At 62.4% G+C, this 17,060-nt stretch carries 16 protein-coding genes; 11 read left to right on the forward strand and 5 right to left on the reverse strand.

What is annotated here, in order from left to right; all coding sequences use genetic code 11:
• Positions 1–9 precede the first annotated feature (9 nt).
• The 7 genes from BC360_RS24220 to trmB all read left to right on the forward strand — a co-directional run bounded on the left by BC360_RS24220 (position 10) and on the right by trmB (position 7,385).
• On the forward strand, positions 10–1,065 hold the full coding sequence (locus BC360_RS24220) for a PhoH family protein (RefSeq protein WP_065783281.1): 1,056 nt from the start codon (positions 10–12) through the stop codon (positions 1,063–1,065).
• Between the two features lie 18 nt (positions 1,066–1,083).
• Complete coding sequence (ybeY, locus tag BC360_RS24225) at positions 1,084–1,590, forward strand: rRNA maturation RNase YbeY (RefSeq protein WP_065797160.1); 507 nt, start codon at positions 1,084–1,086, stop codon at positions 1,588–1,590.
• Positions 1,591–1,601: 11 nt separating this feature from the next.
• The gene (locus BC360_RS24230; RefSeq protein WP_065797161.1) at positions 1,602–2,765 is read left to right on the forward strand and encodes a hemolysin family protein; all 1,164 of its coding nucleotides are present in this window, start codon (positions 1,602–1,604) and stop codon (positions 2,763–2,765) included.
• 229 nt (positions 2,766–2,994) lie between these two features.
• A complete protein-coding gene (gene lnt, locus BC360_RS24235) occupies positions 2,995–4,590 on the forward strand; it encodes an apolipoprotein N-acyltransferase (protein WP_065797162.1) in 1,596 nt (531 codons plus the stop codon).
• Between the two features lie 146 nt (positions 4,591–4,736).
• Entirely contained in the window at positions 4,737–5,153 is a 417-nt protein-coding gene (locus BC360_RS24240) for a helix-turn-helix domain-containing protein (protein ID WP_065783285.1), read from the forward strand.
• A gap of 197 nt (positions 5,154–5,350) precedes the next feature.
• Complete coding sequence (gene metK / locus BC360_RS24245; RefSeq protein WP_065783286.1) at positions 5,351–6,589, forward strand: methionine adenosyltransferase; 1,239 nt, start codon at positions 5,351–5,353, stop codon at positions 6,587–6,589.
• Positions 6,590–6,686: 97 nt separating this feature from the next.
• On the forward strand, positions 6,687–7,385 hold the full coding sequence (trmB, locus tag BC360_RS24250) for a tRNA (guanosine(46)-N7)-methyltransferase TrmB (RefSeq protein WP_065783287.1): 699 nt from the start codon (positions 6,687–6,689) through the stop codon (positions 7,383–7,385).
• 118 nt (positions 7,386–7,503) lie between these two features.
• Here the strand turns inward: trmB and BC360_RS24255 are convergent, their stop codons facing one another.
• Together BC360_RS24255 and BC360_RS24260 are read right to left on the reverse strand one after the other, a co-directional pair.
• Positions 7,504–7,761: a DUF1150 family protein gene (locus BC360_RS24255; RefSeq protein ID WP_065783288.1), complete on the reverse strand. Its 258-nt coding sequence runs from the start codon at positions 7,759–7,761 to the stop codon at positions 7,504–7,506.
• A gap of 47 nt (positions 7,762–7,808) precedes the next feature.
• Positions 7,809–8,240: an Hsp20 family protein gene (locus tag BC360_RS24260; protein WP_053248867.1), complete on the reverse strand. Its 432-nt coding sequence runs from the start codon at positions 8,238–8,240 to the stop codon at positions 7,809–7,811.
• Between the two features lie 158 nt (positions 8,241–8,398).
• Between BC360_RS24260 and BC360_RS24265 the strand changes: the two genes are divergently transcribed.
• Positions 8,399–9,343, forward strand: a complete 945-nt coding sequence (locus BC360_RS24265; protein WP_065797163.1) for a nucleoside hydrolase — start codon at positions 8,399–8,401, stop codon at positions 9,341–9,343.
• A 72-nt stretch (positions 9,344–9,415) separates the two neighbouring features.
• Here BC360_RS24265 and BC360_RS24270 read toward each other — a convergent pair whose 3' ends face one another.
• The 3 genes from BC360_RS24270 to BC360_RS24280 all read right to left on the reverse strand — a co-directional run bounded on the left by BC360_RS24270 (position 9,416) and on the right by BC360_RS24280 (position 14,551).
• On the reverse strand, positions 9,416–11,812 hold the full coding sequence (locus BC360_RS24270; RefSeq protein WP_065797164.1) for a methyl-accepting chemotaxis protein: 2,397 nt from the start codon (positions 11,810–11,812) through the stop codon (positions 9,416–9,418).
• A gap of 593 nt (positions 11,813–12,405) precedes the next feature.
• Complete coding sequence (locus tag BC360_RS24275; RefSeq protein ID WP_065793283.1) at positions 12,406–13,305, reverse strand: ribokinase; 900 nt, start codon at positions 13,303–13,305, stop codon at positions 12,406–12,408.
• A gap of 52 nt (positions 13,306–13,357) precedes the next feature.
• The gene (locus BC360_RS24280) at positions 13,358–14,551 is read right to left on the reverse strand and encodes a DNA recombination protein RmuC (RefSeq protein WP_065783292.1); all 1,194 of its coding nucleotides are present in this window, start codon (positions 14,549–14,551) and stop codon (positions 13,358–13,360) included.
• 151 nt (positions 14,552–14,702) lie between these two features.
• Between BC360_RS24280 and def the strand changes: the two genes are divergently transcribed.
• From def to truA, 3 genes are all read left to right on the forward strand, one after another.
• Positions 14,703–15,227, forward strand: a complete 525-nt coding sequence (def, locus tag BC360_RS24285; protein WP_065783293.1) for a peptide deformylase — start codon at positions 14,703–14,705, stop codon at positions 15,225–15,227.
• A gap of 147 nt (positions 15,228–15,374) precedes the next feature.
• On the forward strand, positions 15,375–16,310 hold the full coding sequence (gene fmt, locus BC360_RS24290; RefSeq protein WP_065783294.1) for a methionyl-tRNA formyltransferase: 936 nt from the start codon (positions 15,375–15,377) through the stop codon (positions 16,308–16,310).
• Entirely contained in the window at positions 16,310–17,053 is a 744-nt protein-coding gene (gene truA / locus BC360_RS24295) for a tRNA pseudouridine(38-40) synthase TruA (protein WP_065783295.1), read from the forward strand. The genes fmt and truA overlap by 1 nt, the downstream gene beginning before the upstream one ends.
• Positions 17,054–17,060: the final 7 nt, after the last annotated feature.

The raw sequence follows: 17,060 nt of genomic DNA on the forward strand, positions 1-17,060 counted from the left end.
CTGAACCGCTTGAACGGACACGAACTGATTTCTTCATCATCGCGCCAGTCGAAAACAACTGCGACAGACGCCAATCACTTCGTGCTCACTTTCGAGAACAACCGGTTCGCCAGCGAACTCTTCGGGCAGTTCGACCAGAATCTGAAGCTCCTTGAGGAGCGGCTCCGGATCGAAGCGCACCCCCGCGGCAATTCCGTTGCGATCTCCGGCGATGTCGTCGCCACCAATCAGGCGCGTCGCGCACTCGATTTTCTATATGGACGGTTGCAGAGCGGCGGAACGATCGATACGTCGGATGTGGAAGGCGCGATCCGCATGGCGGTCGCAGCCGACGACCAACTGCAATTGCCGACCATGGAGCGCAAAGCCAAATTGACGATGGCGCAGATTTCAACGCGCAAGAAGACGATCGTCGCCCGCACGCCGACGCAGGATGCCTATATCCGCGCGCTGGAGCGTGCCGAACTCGTCTTCGGCGTCGGCCCGGCCGGTACCGGCAAGACCTATCTCGCCGTTGCGCATGCGGCACAGCTTCTGGAGCGTGGCGCGGTTGACCGCATCGTGCTCTCCCGTCCGGCCGTCGAAGCCGGCGAACGCCTTGGCTTCCTGCCGGGCGACATGAAGGAGAAGGTCGATCCCTATCTGAGGCCCCTCTACGATGCGCTCTATGACATGATGCCGGGCGACAAGGTCGAGCGCGCCATCACGGCAGGCGTCATCGAAATCGCGCCGCTGGCCTTCATGCGCGGTCGGACGCTCGCCAATGCCGCCGTCATCCTCGACGAGGCCCAGAACACCACATCGATGCAGATGAAGATGTTCCTGACCCGTCTCGGCGAAAACGGCCGGATGATCGTGACGGGTGACCCGAGCCAGGTCGACCTGCCGCGCGGCGTCAAATCCGGGCTGGTCGAAGCCTTGCAGATCCTGCGCGGCGTCGAGGGCGTCTCGGTCGTCCGGTTCAAGGACGTCGACGTCGTGCGCCACCCGATGGTGGCGCGTATCGTCCGGGCCTACGAGGCGCAGACGGCCGTGCACGATGAAAGCGAGCAGGGCGACCGCTGATCGGCGGTTGTCGCGATCATGACCGCATTGGATATCCAGATCAGCGTCGAAGAGGGCGATTGGCCCGACGAAGAGACGCTTCTCGCCCTTTCGTCGCCGGTGCTCGAGGCTGCGGCCGCTTTCCTCGTCGCGCAAGAAGGCCAGCCGCTTCCGAAGATGCCGCCCGAAGTGTCCCTGGTTTTCACCGACGATGCTTCCATGCGGTCGATCAATGCCGAGTGGCGCAAGCAGGACAAGCCGACCAACGTTCTGTCCTTCCCGGCCTTTCCCGTGACCCCCGGCAAGATGCCGGGGCCGATGCTTGGCGACATCATCGTGGCGCGCGAGACGCTGGAGCGGGAAGCGCAGGAATTGGAGAAGTCGTTCGACGCGCATCTGACGCATCTTCTCGTGCATGGATTCCTGCATCTTTTCGGTTATGATCATATGGTAGATGATGAAGCCGAAAGAATGGAAAGCCTGGAGACTCGCATTTTGGCGCGTCTTGGCTTATCTGATCCCTACGGGGACCGATCCCCGGATTAACAGTTGGACCAATGAGCGACTTTAAAACACAGCCCGTCGCACTGGCGACCGAGGAGGCCGATGCCTCCGGAGAGGCGGAGGCGGGCAGTAGTAGCACCGCCACTCGACAAGAGGGCACCAAATCCACATCGTCCTTCTGGAGCCGAGCCGCGCGCATTCTGCGCGGCGCAAATCCTTCGAGCTTACGCGAGGACCTTGCTGACGCGCTGCTGACGGACGCCGACAGCAACACGGCATTTTCCCCCGAAGAACGGGCGATGCTCAACAACATCCTGCGCTTCCGCGAAGTCCGCGTCGAAGACGTGATGGTTCCGCGCGCCGATATCGAGGCGGTCGACCAGAGCATCACCATCGGCGAGCTGATGGTGATCTTCGAGGAGTCCGGCCGCTCGCGCATGCCGGTGTACAACGAAGGCCTCGATGATCCGCGCGGCATGGTCCATATTCGCGACCTGCTCGCCTATGTGACCAAGCAGGCCCGCAACCGCCGCCGCACCGGCAAGGCGCAGGCAGCCAGCGCGTCCACCTCGACTGAGAAGGCCCAAAGGTCGCCGAAGGCGACCTTTGATCTGTCGCGTGTCGATCTCGGCAAGTCGCTGGAGGAAGCGGGCATTATCCGCCAGCTCCTGTTCGTGCCGCCGTCGATGCTCGCCTCGGACCTGATGCAGCGCATGCAGGCCGCCCGCATCCAGATGGCGCTTGTCATCGACGAGTATGGCGGCACGGATGGTCTCGTTTCGCTGGAAGACATCGTCGAGATGGTCGTCGGCGACATCGAGGACGAGCACGACGACGACGAGGTCATGTTCGCCAAGACCTCCGAGGATGTTTTTGTCGCCGATGCCCGTGTTGAACTGGAGGAGATCGCCGCGGCGATCGGCTCCGATTTCGACGTCCGCGAACAGCTTGAGGATGTCGATACGCTCGGCGGACTGATCTTCGCGTCGCTGGGGCGGATCCCGGTCCGGGGCGAGGTGGTGCAGGCGCTGCCTGGTTTCGAGTTCCAGATCCTCGACGCCGATCCTCGACGCGTCAAGCGCGTGCGCATCATGCGCAAGCGTCCGCCGGCGCGTCGCCGCGTGGTGCGCTCCGAAAGCGAACTGGCACAGGAACAGGCGCCCGCCAATCGCGGCAATGGCACCGAGCCGCAGCAGGCGGCGGCCAGCGAGCAATAGGCTTTCCGTGAACCGAATGCTCACTGCATAATTCCTTAAATCGGAATCGATTTAAGGAGAAAATTATGCAGCAACTCAAAGTGTTACAGCGACCTTTGCGCGTCTAAATAGACGCGCGGCGCTGTAAAGGGGACAAGCAGCCACTTTTTTGGAAGACTGCCGGCAACTGATTCGGTTGTTCTTCCCGCGCGGCGCCCGTGTTCTGCTGCCTGCGCCAACAGGAGGCTGCATGGAAAGACTGGCTGGCAGGACCATGCTTCTGTCGGGCGCGCCCCGGCTGTTTCTCGCATTTGTCGCGGGGCTCCTGGCTGTTCTCACACAGCCGCCGTTCGGCATCTTTGCGGCCGCCTTCCTCTCCTTTCCGATCCTCGTCTGGCTGCTCGACGGCGCAACCGGCCACCCGGACAGCGGCCTGATCCGGCGGCTCTGGCCGGCGATCTCAATCGGCTGGGCGTTCGGCTTCGGCTATTTCCTCGGCGGCCTCTGGTGGCTTGGCAACGCGCTGCTGGTGGAGGCCGACAGCTTCGCCTGGGCGTTGCCGCTTGCCGTTGTCGGGCTTCCGGCGTTCCTGGCCCTGTTCTACGCGCTCGCCGCGCTGATTGCCCGCATCCTCTGGTCGGATGGCGTGGGCCGGATCGCGGCACTGGCGTTGGCCTTTGGCCTCGCCGAATGGCTGCGCTCCGTCATCTTCACCGGGTTTCCTTGGAATGCGATCGGCTATGCGGCGATGCCGATGCCGCTGATGATGCAGTCGGCAAGCGTCGTCAGCCTCGCGACCATCAACATGCTGGCGGTCTTCGTCTTTGCGGCACCCGCCCTGATCGCAACAGGCAAGGGCAGTCGTATTGGTCTCAGCCTTGCCGTCGCTCTTTGTGTGGCACATATCGGCTTCGGCTTTTATCGGCTTGCCATGCCGGCACCCTCCGGGCGGGATCAGCCGCTTGCCGTTCGCCTCGTCCAGCCGGTTATCGATCAGGCAAGGAAGCTCGATGATAGCGAGCGCGGGGCCATCTTCGAGGAGCATCTCGCTTTGACCGCGACGCCAGCCGAAGGCGGAGCCAAGAAGGCCGATATCGTCGTCTGGCCCGAAACCTCGATCCCGTTCATCCTCACCGACAGCCCAGATGCGCTCGCCCGCATTGCCGAAGTGCTCGACGACGGGCAGATCCTCATTGCAGGCGCGGTGCGGGCGGAAGATGCCGGCGCCGGCCTGCCGCCACGCTATTACAACTCGATCTACGTCATCGATGGACGCGGGCAGATCATCGGCGCTGCCGACAAAGTGCACCTCGTTCCTTTCGGCGAGTATCTGCCGTTCGAGGACTTGCTCTCGTCCTGGGGACTGAACTCGGTTGCAGCCGCCATGCCGGGCGGGTTCTCGGCCGCCAAGACCCGTTCCCTGCTGACCTTGCCCGGCGGGCGCACATTCTACCCGCTCATTTGCTACGAGGCGATCTTCCCCGACGAGATCGGGGCTGATGCGCGCATCGCCGACGCACTGCTCAATATCACCAATGATGCCTGGTTTGGCGACACGCCGGGGCCCCGCCAGCACTTCCATCAGGCGCAATTGCGTGCAGTTGAGGGAGGAATACCCCTTATCCGTGCGGCCAATAATGGTATATCAGCAATTGTTGATGCACGTGGGGTTTTAGTGGTAGGATTGGCCTACAATTATAGGGGAGTGGTCGACACAATTCTGCCGGGAAGGATGCCTACGCCCACGGATGAGGTCACACGTAGCCGAATTTTTGGGTTGTGCGCAATTTTCCTCCTGCTGGTTGCAGTCTTCTCGCGCGTTAGTTTTAATATTAGGAAGAATTGACCTAAAACCCCTAAAATTGCATAGTGGTCCGAACCATTGGTTTGTGCTGTGGCGACTCTTTTGCCGTCACCGTTGCGGTTGCAGCGGTGTGCGGTGTCCTCACGCCAGCCGTGGATGAACGAAACAGCGTGTTTAGGAATGCAGATATGATGGAAAATAAGAAGAAGCCGAACCCGATCGACATTCACGTCGGTAGCCGGATTCGCCTTCGCCGCACGATGCTTGGCATGAGCCAGGAAAAACTCGGCGAAAGCCTGGGGATCACCTTCCAGCAGATCCAGAAGTATGAAAAAGGCACGAACCGCGTTGGCGCCAGCCGGTTGCAGAACATTTCCAGCATCCTGAACGTCCCTGTTTCGTTCTTTTTCGAGGATGCTCCCGGCGAAAGCACAGGCGCTTCCGGCCTGGCCGAAGCCTCGAGCTCGAACTACGTCGTCGACTTCCTCTCCTCGTCAGAAGGGCTCCAGCTCAATCGCGCTTTCGTCAAGATCAACGATCCGAAGGTGCGCCGCAAACTCGTTGATCTCGTTAAGGCGCTGGCTGCGGAAGCAGAAAGCGAATAGTCCCAAGACCCACCGGAATTGGAAAACAAAGCGGCCATTTGCGCCGCTTTTTTCTTGCGCGCTGTTTTCCTCTGATATTCGAAGTGATTGGCACTGATGTCGATATAAAGATATATTTATGTCGTTGTTCGCTTGTTTTTCGGTCGCAAAACCACTAACACGATGCCAGCGCTTATCTTCTTGAGGGGAATTCCCGCATGCGTGCAAACTACCTGTTCACGAGTGAATCCGTAGCCGAAGGCCACCCGGACAAAGTGTGTGACCGTATCTCCGACGAGATCGTCGATCTGGTCTATCGCGAAGCTGCCAAGACCGGTGTCGATCCCTGGGGCGTACGCATTGCCTGCGAAACGCTGGCAACGACGAACCGCGTTGTGATCGCCGGTGAAGTCCGCCTGCCGCCGAGCCTTCTGAAGAAGGACAAGGACGGCAACGACGTCATCAACCCCTCGAAGTTCAAGTCTGCCGCACGTAAGGCAATCCGCGACATCGGCTACGAGCAGGACGGTTTCCACTGGAAGACGGCGAAGATCGACGTTCTCCTGCATTTCCAGTCCGCACACATTGCCCAGGGCGTCGACAGCGCGTCCGACAAGCAGGGTGAAGAGGGTGCCGGCGACCAGGGCATCATGTTCGGTTACGCTTGCCGCGAGACCTCGGAGCTGATGCCGGCGCCGCTTTACTATTCGCACCGCATTCTGCATCTGCTCGCCGCAGCCCGCAAGAAGGGCGACGGCGAAGTCGCCAAGCTCGGCCCGGACGCCAAGAGCCAGGTCACCGTGCGCTATGTCGACGGCAAGCCGGCTGAGGTCGTGTCGATCGTTCTGTCCACCCAGCATCTCGACGAGAGCTGGGATTCGGCCAAGGTTCGTGCGGTCGTCGAGCCCTATATCCGCGAAGCTCTCGACGATCTGAAGATCGCCAGCGATTGCACCTGGTACATCAACCCGACCGGCAAGTTCGTCATCGGCGGTCCCGATGGTGACGCCGGCCTGACGGGCCGCAAGATCATCGTCGACACCTATGGTGGCGCAGCTCCGCATGGCGGCGGCGCCTTCTCGGGCAAGGACACGACCAAGGTCGACCGCTCGGCTGCCTACGCGGCCCGTTACCTCGCCAAGAACGTCGTTGCTGCCGGTCTTTCCGACCGTTGCACGATCCAGCTTTCCTACGCCATCGGCGTTGCCCAGCCGCTCTCGGTCTATGTCGACCTGCACGGCACCGGCAAGGTCTCCGAGGACCAGGTGGAAGATGCGATCCGCAAGACGATGGACCTGTCGCCGACCGGCATCCGTCGCCACCTCGACCTCAACAAGCCGATCTACGCCAAGACCGCGGCCTATGGCCACTTTGGTCGCAAGGCCGGCCGTGACGGCTCCTTCTCCTGGGAGAAGCTTGATCTGGTCAAGCCGCTCAAGGAAGCCATCGGGGCTTGACGCTTCGACATTTGCCGGACACAGAACGTCCGGCCGCTAAAGATAAAGGCGGATGCCCCAAAAGGGTGTCCGCCTTACTCGTTGAAGGAAGATTGTCATGACTGAACCGCGCCGCAGCCGCGCCACGGAAGCCTTCTTCGGACGCCGCAAGGGCAAGCCCCTGCGTGAGCGCCAGGCGGCCCATCTCGAAAACATCCTGCCGAAGCTGAAGCTCGATCTCGGTACCGCCGCGCCGCAAGACATGAAGTCGCTCTTTCCCGAGCCAGTCGATCGCATTCGTATGGAAATCGGCTTTGGTGGCGGCGAGCATCTGATCCATCGCGCGGCCGAAGATCCGTCGACCGGTTTCATCGGCGTCGAACCCTTCGTCAATTCGATGGCGAAGCTGGTGGGGCAGATCGAAGAGAAGGGCGTTTCCAACGTTCGTCTCTACAATGACGACGCCACGCAGGTGCTAGATTGGATGCCGGCCGCCTGCGTCGACCAGATCGACCTGCTCTATCCAGACCCCTGGCCGAAACGCAAGCACTGGAAGCGTCGCTTCGTCTCCAGCGTCAATCTCGACCGCTTTGCGCGCGTACTGAAGCCGGGCGGTCTCTTCTGCTTTGCGTCCGATATCGATACCTACGTCAACTGGACGCTGCTGCACTGCCGCGACCATGCCGCCTTCGAATGGACGGCCGGACAGGCGTCGGACTGGTTGACGCCGTTTAAGGGCTGGCCGAGCACGCGCTACGAGGCCAAGGCACGCAGGGAAGGGCGGGGTTCCGCCTATCTTACCTTCCGCCGTGTTTAAGCGGCGGTCTACCGCACAGATTATTCAGGACACTCGAAGCGTTGCTGCCTCCGTTGCGCGTCAGATTTGACGCGCGGCACAGTGGCGTTCCGTCGGCGTCATTCGCCGCGACGGTCGATCAATGCAGGGTGACCGTGCGCAATTCGTCCTCAGCGGCCTTGTAGAAGGTGCTGGAACGGTTGTCGGTCAACAGGATCGGCGTGCCGTCCGCACCGAACAGGGCCCACAGATCAATGCCAGGTCCCATTTCCGGTGCTTCCGGGAAGCAGCGGGAAACCTCTTCCGAGCGCATCTTTCTGATATAGCCGACTTCGCCCTCGCCGAGATGCGCGAGGTCGTTCTTGGACAATGACGAGGTGATGGCTTTCAGTCCCATGGTGGTACTCCGTGGTCGCCGGCCAGGGGAAAATCCCGCCGGTTATCCTACTCTGGGACTGAAATGTTAATTTTCTTTACCATACGCACCGGTTCCGGACGAACGAGATCGACCGAGAGCAGGCCGTTGCGCAATTCCGCGCCGAGGACCTTCATCCCGTCGGCAAGCACGAATGTACGCTGGAACTGCCGGGCGGCTATGCCGCGATGCAGGTAGTCGCGATCGCCGGTGTCGACCTGGCGGCCGCGAATGACGAGCTGGTTTTCCTCGGTCGTCACGTCGAGATCTTCTTCGGAAAAGCCGGCGACGGCGAGCGTGATGCGCAAGCGCTCCGGCGCGTCGACCGAATCGTCCCCGCGAATACGCTCGATATTGTAGGGCGGGTAGCCGTCATTTCCCTTGGCGATGCGCTCAAGGGTCTTTTCCATCGTGTCGAAACCCAGCAGCAGTGGGCTCGTGAAGGGCGTAATTCTGCTCATTCCCAAGTCCTTGTAAGATCAAGCGACCATTCTGTGGACCTGCCAAGCAGCATCCCGCTTTCAATATGGTAGCTGTGCGCAATGAGTGCAAGCCGCTTGCCTCCGGCGTGCACGCAAATCATAGTCCGCAGCGCGAGAATCCAAGGAGGAACACAAGCGTGCCCTTGCCGAGAAAAATAATCATAGACACTGATCCCGGGCAGGACGATGCCGCCGCCATCATGCTCGCTTTCGGCAGTCCGGAAGAAATCGATCTTCTTGGGATCACGACGGTAGCCGGCAACGTTCCCTTGGCAATGACCACGCGCAACGCCCGCATCATCTGCGAACTGTGCAACCGAACCGACGTCAAGGTTTTCGCCGGCGCCGACCGGCCGATCGCCCGCCCGCTCGTCACCGCCGAGCACGTGCATGGCAAGACCGGTCTCGACGGTCCGACACTCGACGAACCGAAGATGGCGCTTGAGGCCCAACATGGCGTCGACTTCATCATCGAGACGCTGCGCGCTGAGGCGCCGGGTACGGTCACGCTCTGCACGCTTGGTCCGCTGACCAACGTCGCTCTCGCCGTTCAGAAGGCGCCGGACATCGCGCCGAGGGTGCGCGAGCTGGTGATGATGGGGGGCGGCTTCTTTGAGGGCGGCAACGTCACGCCGGCCGCCGAGTTCAACATCTATGTCGACCCGGAAGCCGCCGAGATCGTCTTCCGTTCGGGCATTCCGATCGTCATGATGCCGCTCGACGTCACCCACCGGGTGCTGACGCACAAGGCGCGCGTGTCGAAGATCCGCGAGATCGGCAGCGCCCCGGCGATCGCCATGGCGGAGATGCTGGAATTCTTCGAGCGGTTCGACATCGAGAAATACGGCACGGACGGCGGCCCGCTGCACGATCCGACCGTCATCGCCTACCTCCTGCGGCCCGAGTTCTTCACAGGTCGCGACTGCAATGTCGAGATCGAAGTTCAGTCGCCGCTGACGACGGGCATGACGGTGGTCGACTGGTGGCAGGTGACGGGCCGCAAACACAATGCCAAGGTCATGCGTTTCATCGACGATCAGGGCTTCTTCGACCTGTTGACGGAGCGGCTGGCGCGCATCTGATCGCGCGAGCCAAAATCACAGACGAAAACGGCGCCCCGCGAGGCGCCGTTTTTTGTTTGATGACTTGCTGGATCAGAACTCTTCCCAATTGTCCTGGGCGAGCGCGTTGGCACCCGACGTCTGCGTCAGGACGCGCTGGGTCGACGGTGTATAGCCGGAGCGTGCCGCACTCGGCGCCGGACGGGCGTCGCGGGCAGGAGCGGGTGCCGGGCGTTCCGCCGCCCGCATGCGTTCGGCGGTGCCGCGCAGCATTTCCGACGAGGTCGGCTGGGCCGCCTGCGTCGAACGCTGTGCGACGCGGAAGCGGGCGACCAGCGTGCTGAGCGAGCGTGCTTCCTCGTTGAGCGCCATGCCGGCAGCGGTGGTTTCTTCCACCATCGCGGCGTTCTGCTGGGTCACCTGGTCCATCTGGTTGACGGCCGAGTTGATCTCCTTGAGGCCGACGGCCTGCTCGGAGGCAGAGCTCGAGATCTGGCGGATGAGGCCGTTGATCTGGACCACCTGCTCGGCGATCTTTTCAAGCGCGCCACCGGCGCGACCGACGAGGTCAACGCCTTCACGCACCTGGCCCGCCGAGGTGTTGATCAGCGTCTTGATCTCCTTGGCGGCGTTTGCCGAGCGTTGGGCGAGCTCGCGGACCTCCTGTGCGACGACGGCGAAGCCCTTGCCGGCGTCACCGGCGCGCGCAGCTTCGACGCCGGCGTTGAGCGCCAGCAGGTTGGTCTGGAAGGCGATCTCGTCGATGACGCCGATGATGCGGCTGACCTCGTGCGACGACTGCTCGATGCCCTTCATCGCGGCAATCGCCTTCTGCACGACCTCGCCCGACTGCCCGGCATCGCTGCTGGCCACTTCCACCGACTTGGCGGCGACCTTGGCGTTCTCGGCGCTGGCGTTGACCTGCGAGGTCAGCTCGTCAAGAGCTGCCGCCGTCTCTTCCAGGCTTGCCGCCTGCTGTTCGGTGCGGTGCGACAGATCGTTGGCGGCGCTGCTGATCTCGCTGGTGCCATTGCCGATGTTGACGACGGAGTGGTTGACGGTGCGGATCGTCTCTTCGAGGCTGTCCATCGTCGCGTTGAAGTCGCGCTTCAGCTGGGCGTATTCACCGGGGAACTCGTCGGTGATGCGGAAGGCGAGATCGCCGGAGGAGAGATGCGACAGTCCGTTGCCGAGGCGGGCGACGATGTCGCGCTGAAGGGCGCTGGATTCGGCCCGCTCGCTCTCGGAACGGCTGCGCTCGTGCTCGGCCTGCTCGCGTTCGTGGCGGGCTTCGCCTTCCAGGCGCTTGGTGTCGGCCAGCCGGTGGCGGAAACCTTCGAGCGCCTTTGCGACCTGGCCCGTCTCGTCGGAGCGGTCCTGGCCGGTGATCGAATTGCTGTAGTCGCCGTCGCTGAGGTTCTTGACGTCTTTGACGAGGCCGGCGAGCGGCTTCTGAACGAAACCGCGGACGGCGAAATAGAGGCCGAGCAGCACCGCGCCGAGCACGACGAGGCCGCCGATGATCATCATATAGGTCTGGTCGCGAACCGGAGCGTTGATCGCGCTGCGTGGTACGTCGACGAGCACGATCCAGCTGATGTTCACGCCGGAAACGGCGAAGGGATAGACGACGCGGTCGAACGGCTCGTTGCCGTCGTAGGACAGGTTCTTGATGACGCCCGACGTACCGGAAGCCAGCGCGTTCTTGACGATCTCGTTGCCTTCGCCGTCATAATCCTTGAGCAAAAGCTCCGGGATCGGTGCGACCAGCCACTTGCCGGTCTGCGACAACAGGTAGACGCGGCCGGTATCGAACGGCTTCAACTTGGAAAGACCGTCCGCCAGTGAGGCGAGCGAGATGTCGACGCCGGAGACGCCGATCAGCTTGCCGTTGGACATGACGGGATAGGCGATCGAACTCATTGCCGTCGGGACGTCGGTGTCCTGCGCGGTATAGGGCGGGGTGATCGCGCCCTTGCCGCTCTTTGCGGCAAGGCTGTACCATTCCGCAGCGTAGTCCGCGCGGAAGGTCGAGAACTGGATCTCGTTGTTGCGGTTCTTGGACCAATAGGGCGCGAAGATACCATCCTCGTTGGCGCCCAGTTCCTTGTTGTTGGCCACCTCCTCCTTGCGACCGTCGAAGGCCTTGGGTTCTTCGGCGAACCAGCTGCCGAAAGCGAAGGGGTTCTGCTCGAGATTGGCCCGCAGGATGTTGATCACGCCGGCGCGTTCCATCGATTTTTCTGCGTGGCTGCGGCCAAGGATGCCGGCCATCGAGCGCGAAGCGCTTGCCAGCTCGCCGATGCCGCCGGCGATATCAGAGGCGATGGCCTTTGCTTCGCCGCTTGCCTGGTCGAGCACCAGCGTTTCGACGCGGTCCTGTGTCTGGGAGATAAGAACGAAGTTCGAGGCGAGCAACACGAGCGCGATCGTGCCGCCCGTCACCGCGATCAGCTTGGTCGCCAGCGATTTGGCTTGGAACTTGAACATGAAATCCTCACGTGCTGGGAGGTCCGCAGGCTGAAACCTGCGGCGAACGCATTTCACAATGTGGGTGAAACTCCATCATGGAGCACCAGATGCCGACCGGCATTAAGGAGGCTGCCCATCCCTTCGGAACCGGCTTTCTCATGATCTTGAATAGACGACCAAATCTTAAGATAGGGCCAACGCGATGGCTAATTCATGCCCCGCTGATGGAGATTCTGCGCACGAAGTTTCATCTCCGCGACAAAGACTGTCGGGTTTGCGCAAAGGCCGGCGATGGGCTTGATTCAAGGCTGTCGCCCGGACGTGCTGTGCCGTCGGGACGACGAGGATAGGGAACACGCGTCGCGCGATGTTTTTTCACATGACGCGCGTGAGGGCATGTCGTGCAAAAATGTGCAGCGGTTCGGCGATAACGACATGCGTAAAAACGAAAGCTTACAGCGCCGCGCGTCTATTTAGACGCGCAAAGGTCGCTGTAACACTTTGAATTTCTGCATAATTTTGCCCTTAAATCGATTCCGATTTAAGGAATTATGCAGTTAAAGTGCGGTAAGCGAAAGATCGCAACGCACTTTAAGATCGAAGCCGCGACTTCAGATGCGTGGCTCTACCTCTGAGGCAAGTGGGATCGAAGGCTGCGCACCACGCTTGAGGCAGGCAAGCGAGCCCGCCACCGCCGCACGCCTGAGGGCGTCGTGAAACGCCAGCTTCTCGTCAAGGCTTGCGGCCAGGTAGCCGCAGAACGTATCGCCGGCGCCGACGGTATCGACCGGATCGATCTTGAGACCCCGGGCGCGATGGACCTCGCCCTCGTGCACTGCGACGACGCCTTCTGCCCCCAGCGTGACGATGACCGTATGCCCGGTTTCGGCATGCAGCTTCTTCATCGCCTCTTCGCGCTCGGAACCTTCGATGCCCGACTTGCCGGCCAGCAGTTCGAACTCCGTCTCGTTGGCGATGACGATATCGGCGAGCCGGCCGAGGCGTGCCGCTTCCGGCGTCAAGGGCGCGATATTGATGACCGATCGGATGCCCTTGCGCCGGGCTTCGGCAAGTGCCTTTTCGACCGAGGTCGCCGGTATTTCCAGCTGCAGCATCAAGGTATCGCCGGCGTTCATGCCGTCGACGGCGGCAACGGCATCGGCCTCATTGACCGTTGCGTTGGCGCTGGCAACGACGACGATGACATTCTCGCCGTCACCACCGACGAGGATATGGGCCGTGCCTGTCGGTTCCTCGACAGTCTTGGTCAGCGACAGGTCGGCGCCGGCCTCCCGGAGCAATTCGAGTGCGCCATCGGCAAAACTGTCCGAGCCGACGGCGCCGGCCATGTGAACGGCGGCACCGGCACGCCGCGCGGCCAGCGCCTGGTTGGCGCCCTTGCCGCCGGCGGCGGTCGAAAAGCCAGAGCCGGCAACGGTTTCGCCGGGCTTCGGCAGGCGCGCGGTCGTGGCGATCAGGTCCATGTTGATGGACCCAAAAACAGTGATCATGTGAAGATGTCCCGTCGAATTGCTGATTTTGGCCGGAGAGTGCCCGAGACCGTCAGTCCTCGTCAACCACCCTGAGGCGCAATTGCCCGACGCGATTGTCGACGGCATGGCGCGGTTCGTCGTCCGGCCGCGCCGCGCCTTCCGCCTCAAGTTCCAGCGCTTCGATCTTGGCGCCGCGGCGCGCAAGCTTGCCCGAGGAGATGAGGATCTCTTCGACATCCTTCTGGCTCATGGCGAAGTGTCCCTGCAGCTTGCGCACCCGCTCGTCGAGACGCGTCAGGTCCTCCATCAGCCGCGCCACTTCTCCCTGGATGAGGTGCGCCTGCTCGCGCATGCGGGCGTCCCTGAGGATCGCCTGGATCACCTGGATCGACAAGAGCAGCAGCGATGGCGAGACGATGACGATCCGCTGCCGGTGCGCCTTCTGGACGATCGCCTCGAAATGCTCGTGGATCTCCGCGAAGATCGATTCGGACGGTACGAAGAGAAATGCCGTCTCCTGCGTCTCACCCGGGATCAGATATTTGCTGGCGATATCGCGGACATGCACCTCCATGTCACGGCGGAAGAGTTGCGCCATCTGCTGGCGGCGCTCCGGGGTTGCCGCGTCCCGCATGCCGTTCCAGGCTTCGAGCGGAAACTTCGCGTCGATCACCAGTGGCGGCTGGTCGTTCGGCATGCGGATGGTGCAGTCCGGGCGGGCGCCGTTGGAAAGCGTCGTCTGGAAGGCGAAGGCGCCCATCGGCAGGCCGTCGGCGACGATCGTCTCCATGCGCGACTGGCCAAAGGCGCCGCGTGTCTGCTTGTTCGAAAGAATGGCTTGCAGCCCGGCCATGTCCTTTGCCAGCGACTGGATGTTGTTCTGGGCGGTGTCGATCACCGCCAGACGCTCCTGCAGTCGCCGCAGGTTTTCGTGCGTCGCCTTGGTCTGCTCGCTGATCGAGGCGCCGATCCGGTGCGTCATGCCGTCGATCCGCTGGCTCAGCGTCTGGTTCAGTTCCGCCTGACGGGTGCCGAACACGTCGGCCATCGCCGCGATGCGGCCCTGCATTTCCGTTTGCGCCGCCAGAAGCATGGCCATCTGTTCATGGCGCTCGTCGTCGCCAGCCCGCCGCCGCCGCGAAACGGACATCAACACGAAGCCGACCGCCAGCACGGCCAGAACCATGCAGAGATGGGCGACGGTGACCGGCACGGTGCCGATGAGAAAAACGGGCTGATCGAACGAAATTGGCGCAGGTTCCATGCCGCAAGCCTAACAGATTCTCTTTTCAACGATAGATCAAAACAAGAACATTCATCCGGCGCGGTTAACGAGAGGCGACATTGCCGGGACGTCTGCAGGGTGCGCGCCAATTTTCTTGCACCCGGACGGAAAGATCGGTTATGGGAGCAACATGACGATCAAGCCGCTTATCATTCTCCCCGATCCTGTCCTGCGTCAGGTCTCGACCCCGATCGAAACCATCGATGCCGACATCCGTCGCCTGGCCGACGATATGCTCGAAACGATGTACGATGCCCCGGGCATCGGGCTCGCTGCCATCCAGATCGGCGTAGCGAAGCGCATGCTGGTGCTCGACGTCTCCAAGGAAGGGGACGAGAAGACCCCCCGCGTCTTCATCAATCCCGAAATCGTCGCTTCTTCCGACGAGTTCTCGGTCTATGAGGAAGGCTGCCTCTCCATTCCGGACTATTACGCCGAAGTGGAGCGCCCGGCGATGGTCACCGTCAAGCACCTCGACCGTGACGGCAAGGAGCAGATCGTCAAGGCCGATGGCCTGCTGGCGACCTGCCTGCAGCACGAGATCGATCACCTGAACGGCGTGCTGTTCATCGACCACATCTCCAAGCTCAAGCGCGACATGGTGATCCGCAAGTTCACCAAGGCCGCCAAGACCCGCGGCGCCAAGGCGATCTGATCGTCCTCCGAGGCGATCTGATCGTCCTCTAAGGCGATCTGATCGTCCTTACGGTGCCGTCGGCAGCCCTTTGCGATCGAGGGGCTTGATTTGAGGCGCGTAAACCCGTTTGAAGGGGCCTGATTTCAAACGGTCGGAGTATCCGCCTTGTCGCTTCGCATCATCTTCATGGGTACGCCGGAATTTTCCGTGCCGACGCTGGCCGCACTCGCGGCAGCCGGCCACGAGATCGTTGCCGTCTACACCCAGCCGCCGCGGCCCGGCGGACGCCGGGGGCTCGATCTGCAGAAGTCGCCGGTGCACCAGGCCGCCGAGCTGCTGGGCGTTCCCGTGCTCACGCCCGTCAATTTCAAGGATGAAGCCGATCGCCGGACCTTCCGCGCGTTCGACGCCGACGTCGCCGTCGTCGTCGCCTATGGCCTGTTGCTGCCGGAGGTGATCCTGACCGGAACGCGGCTCGGCTGCTACAATGGCCACGCTTCGCTCCTGCCGCGCTGGCGCGGTGCGGCTCCGATCCAGCGCGCCATCATGGCCGGCGACCATGAGACCGGCATGATGGTGATGAAGATGGACAAGGGGCTGGACACCGGCCCGGTCGCACTCACCAAGGCGGTGCAGATCGGCGAGACGATGACGGCTGGCGAGCTTCACGATCGGCTGATGCAGGTCGGCGCTAACCTGATGAAGGAAGCGATCGGCAAGCTCGAAGCGGATGATCTGCCGCTGACCGAGCAGGCGGAGGCGGGCGTCGTCTACGCCGCCAAGATCAGCAAGGCCGAGACCCGCATCGATTTCGCCCGGACGGGGCGCGAAGTGCACGACCACATTCGCGGCCTGTCACCCTTTCCGGGCGCCTGGTTCGAGCTCGACATCGCCGGCAAGCCGGAGCGGGTCAAGGTTCTGAATTCCGAGCGCGTGACCGGTGACGGGGCCGCCGGAACCGTGCTCGACGATAATCTCACCATTGCCTGCGGCGAAGGAGCCGTCCGGCCGACGCGGCTGCAGCGGGCGGGTGGCAAGGCGCTTGCCGTTGCCGATTTCCTGCGCGGCACGCCGATCGCCGCCGGCACGAGGGTTGGCTGATGCCGCGCTTTCGACTGACCGTCGAATATGACGGCTCGAACTATGTCGGCTGGCAGCGGCAGGACAACGGCCCCTCCGTTCAGGGCGCGATCGAAAAGGCGATCCTGTCGCTGACCGGCGAAACCGTCTCGATCCGCGGGGCCGGGCGTACCGATTCCGGCGTGCATGCCGTCGGGCAGGTGGCGCATGCGGACCTGACGCGCCAGTGGAAACCCCACACGCTGCGCAATGCGCTGAATGCGCATCTGGGCATGGCCGGCGAGGGCGTTTCGATCCTCGAAGCCCAGGAAGTTCCCGACGCCTTCGACGCGCGGTTTTCGGCGCTGCGCCGCCATTACCTCTATCGGATCATCTGTCGACAGTCGCCGCTGGCGCTGGAGGCGAAGCGCGCCTGGTGGGTGCCGAAGCCGCTTGATCACCACGCGATGCATGAAGGCGCGCAGCGGCTCGTCGGCCATCACGACTTCACCACCTTCCGCTCGGCCCATTGCCAGGCGACAAGCCCGATGCGCACGCTCGACCGCCTCGACGTCACCCGGTCCGGCGACCTGATCGAAATTCGCGCTACCGCGCAGAGCTTCCTGCACAATCAGATCCGCTCCTTCGCCGGCTCGCTGAAGCTGGTGGGCGAGGGAAAGTGGACGCCGGACGAGCTGCAGACGGTGCTCGAAGCACGCGATCGCAAGGCCTGCGGCCCGGTGGCGCCGCCTGACGGGCTCTATTTCATGCAGGTCGATTATTGAGACATGG

This window comes from Ensifer sp. LC163 (assembly GCF_001695855.1).
Lineage (GTDB): Bacteria > Pseudomonadota > Alphaproteobacteria > Rhizobiales > Rhizobiaceae > Ensifer.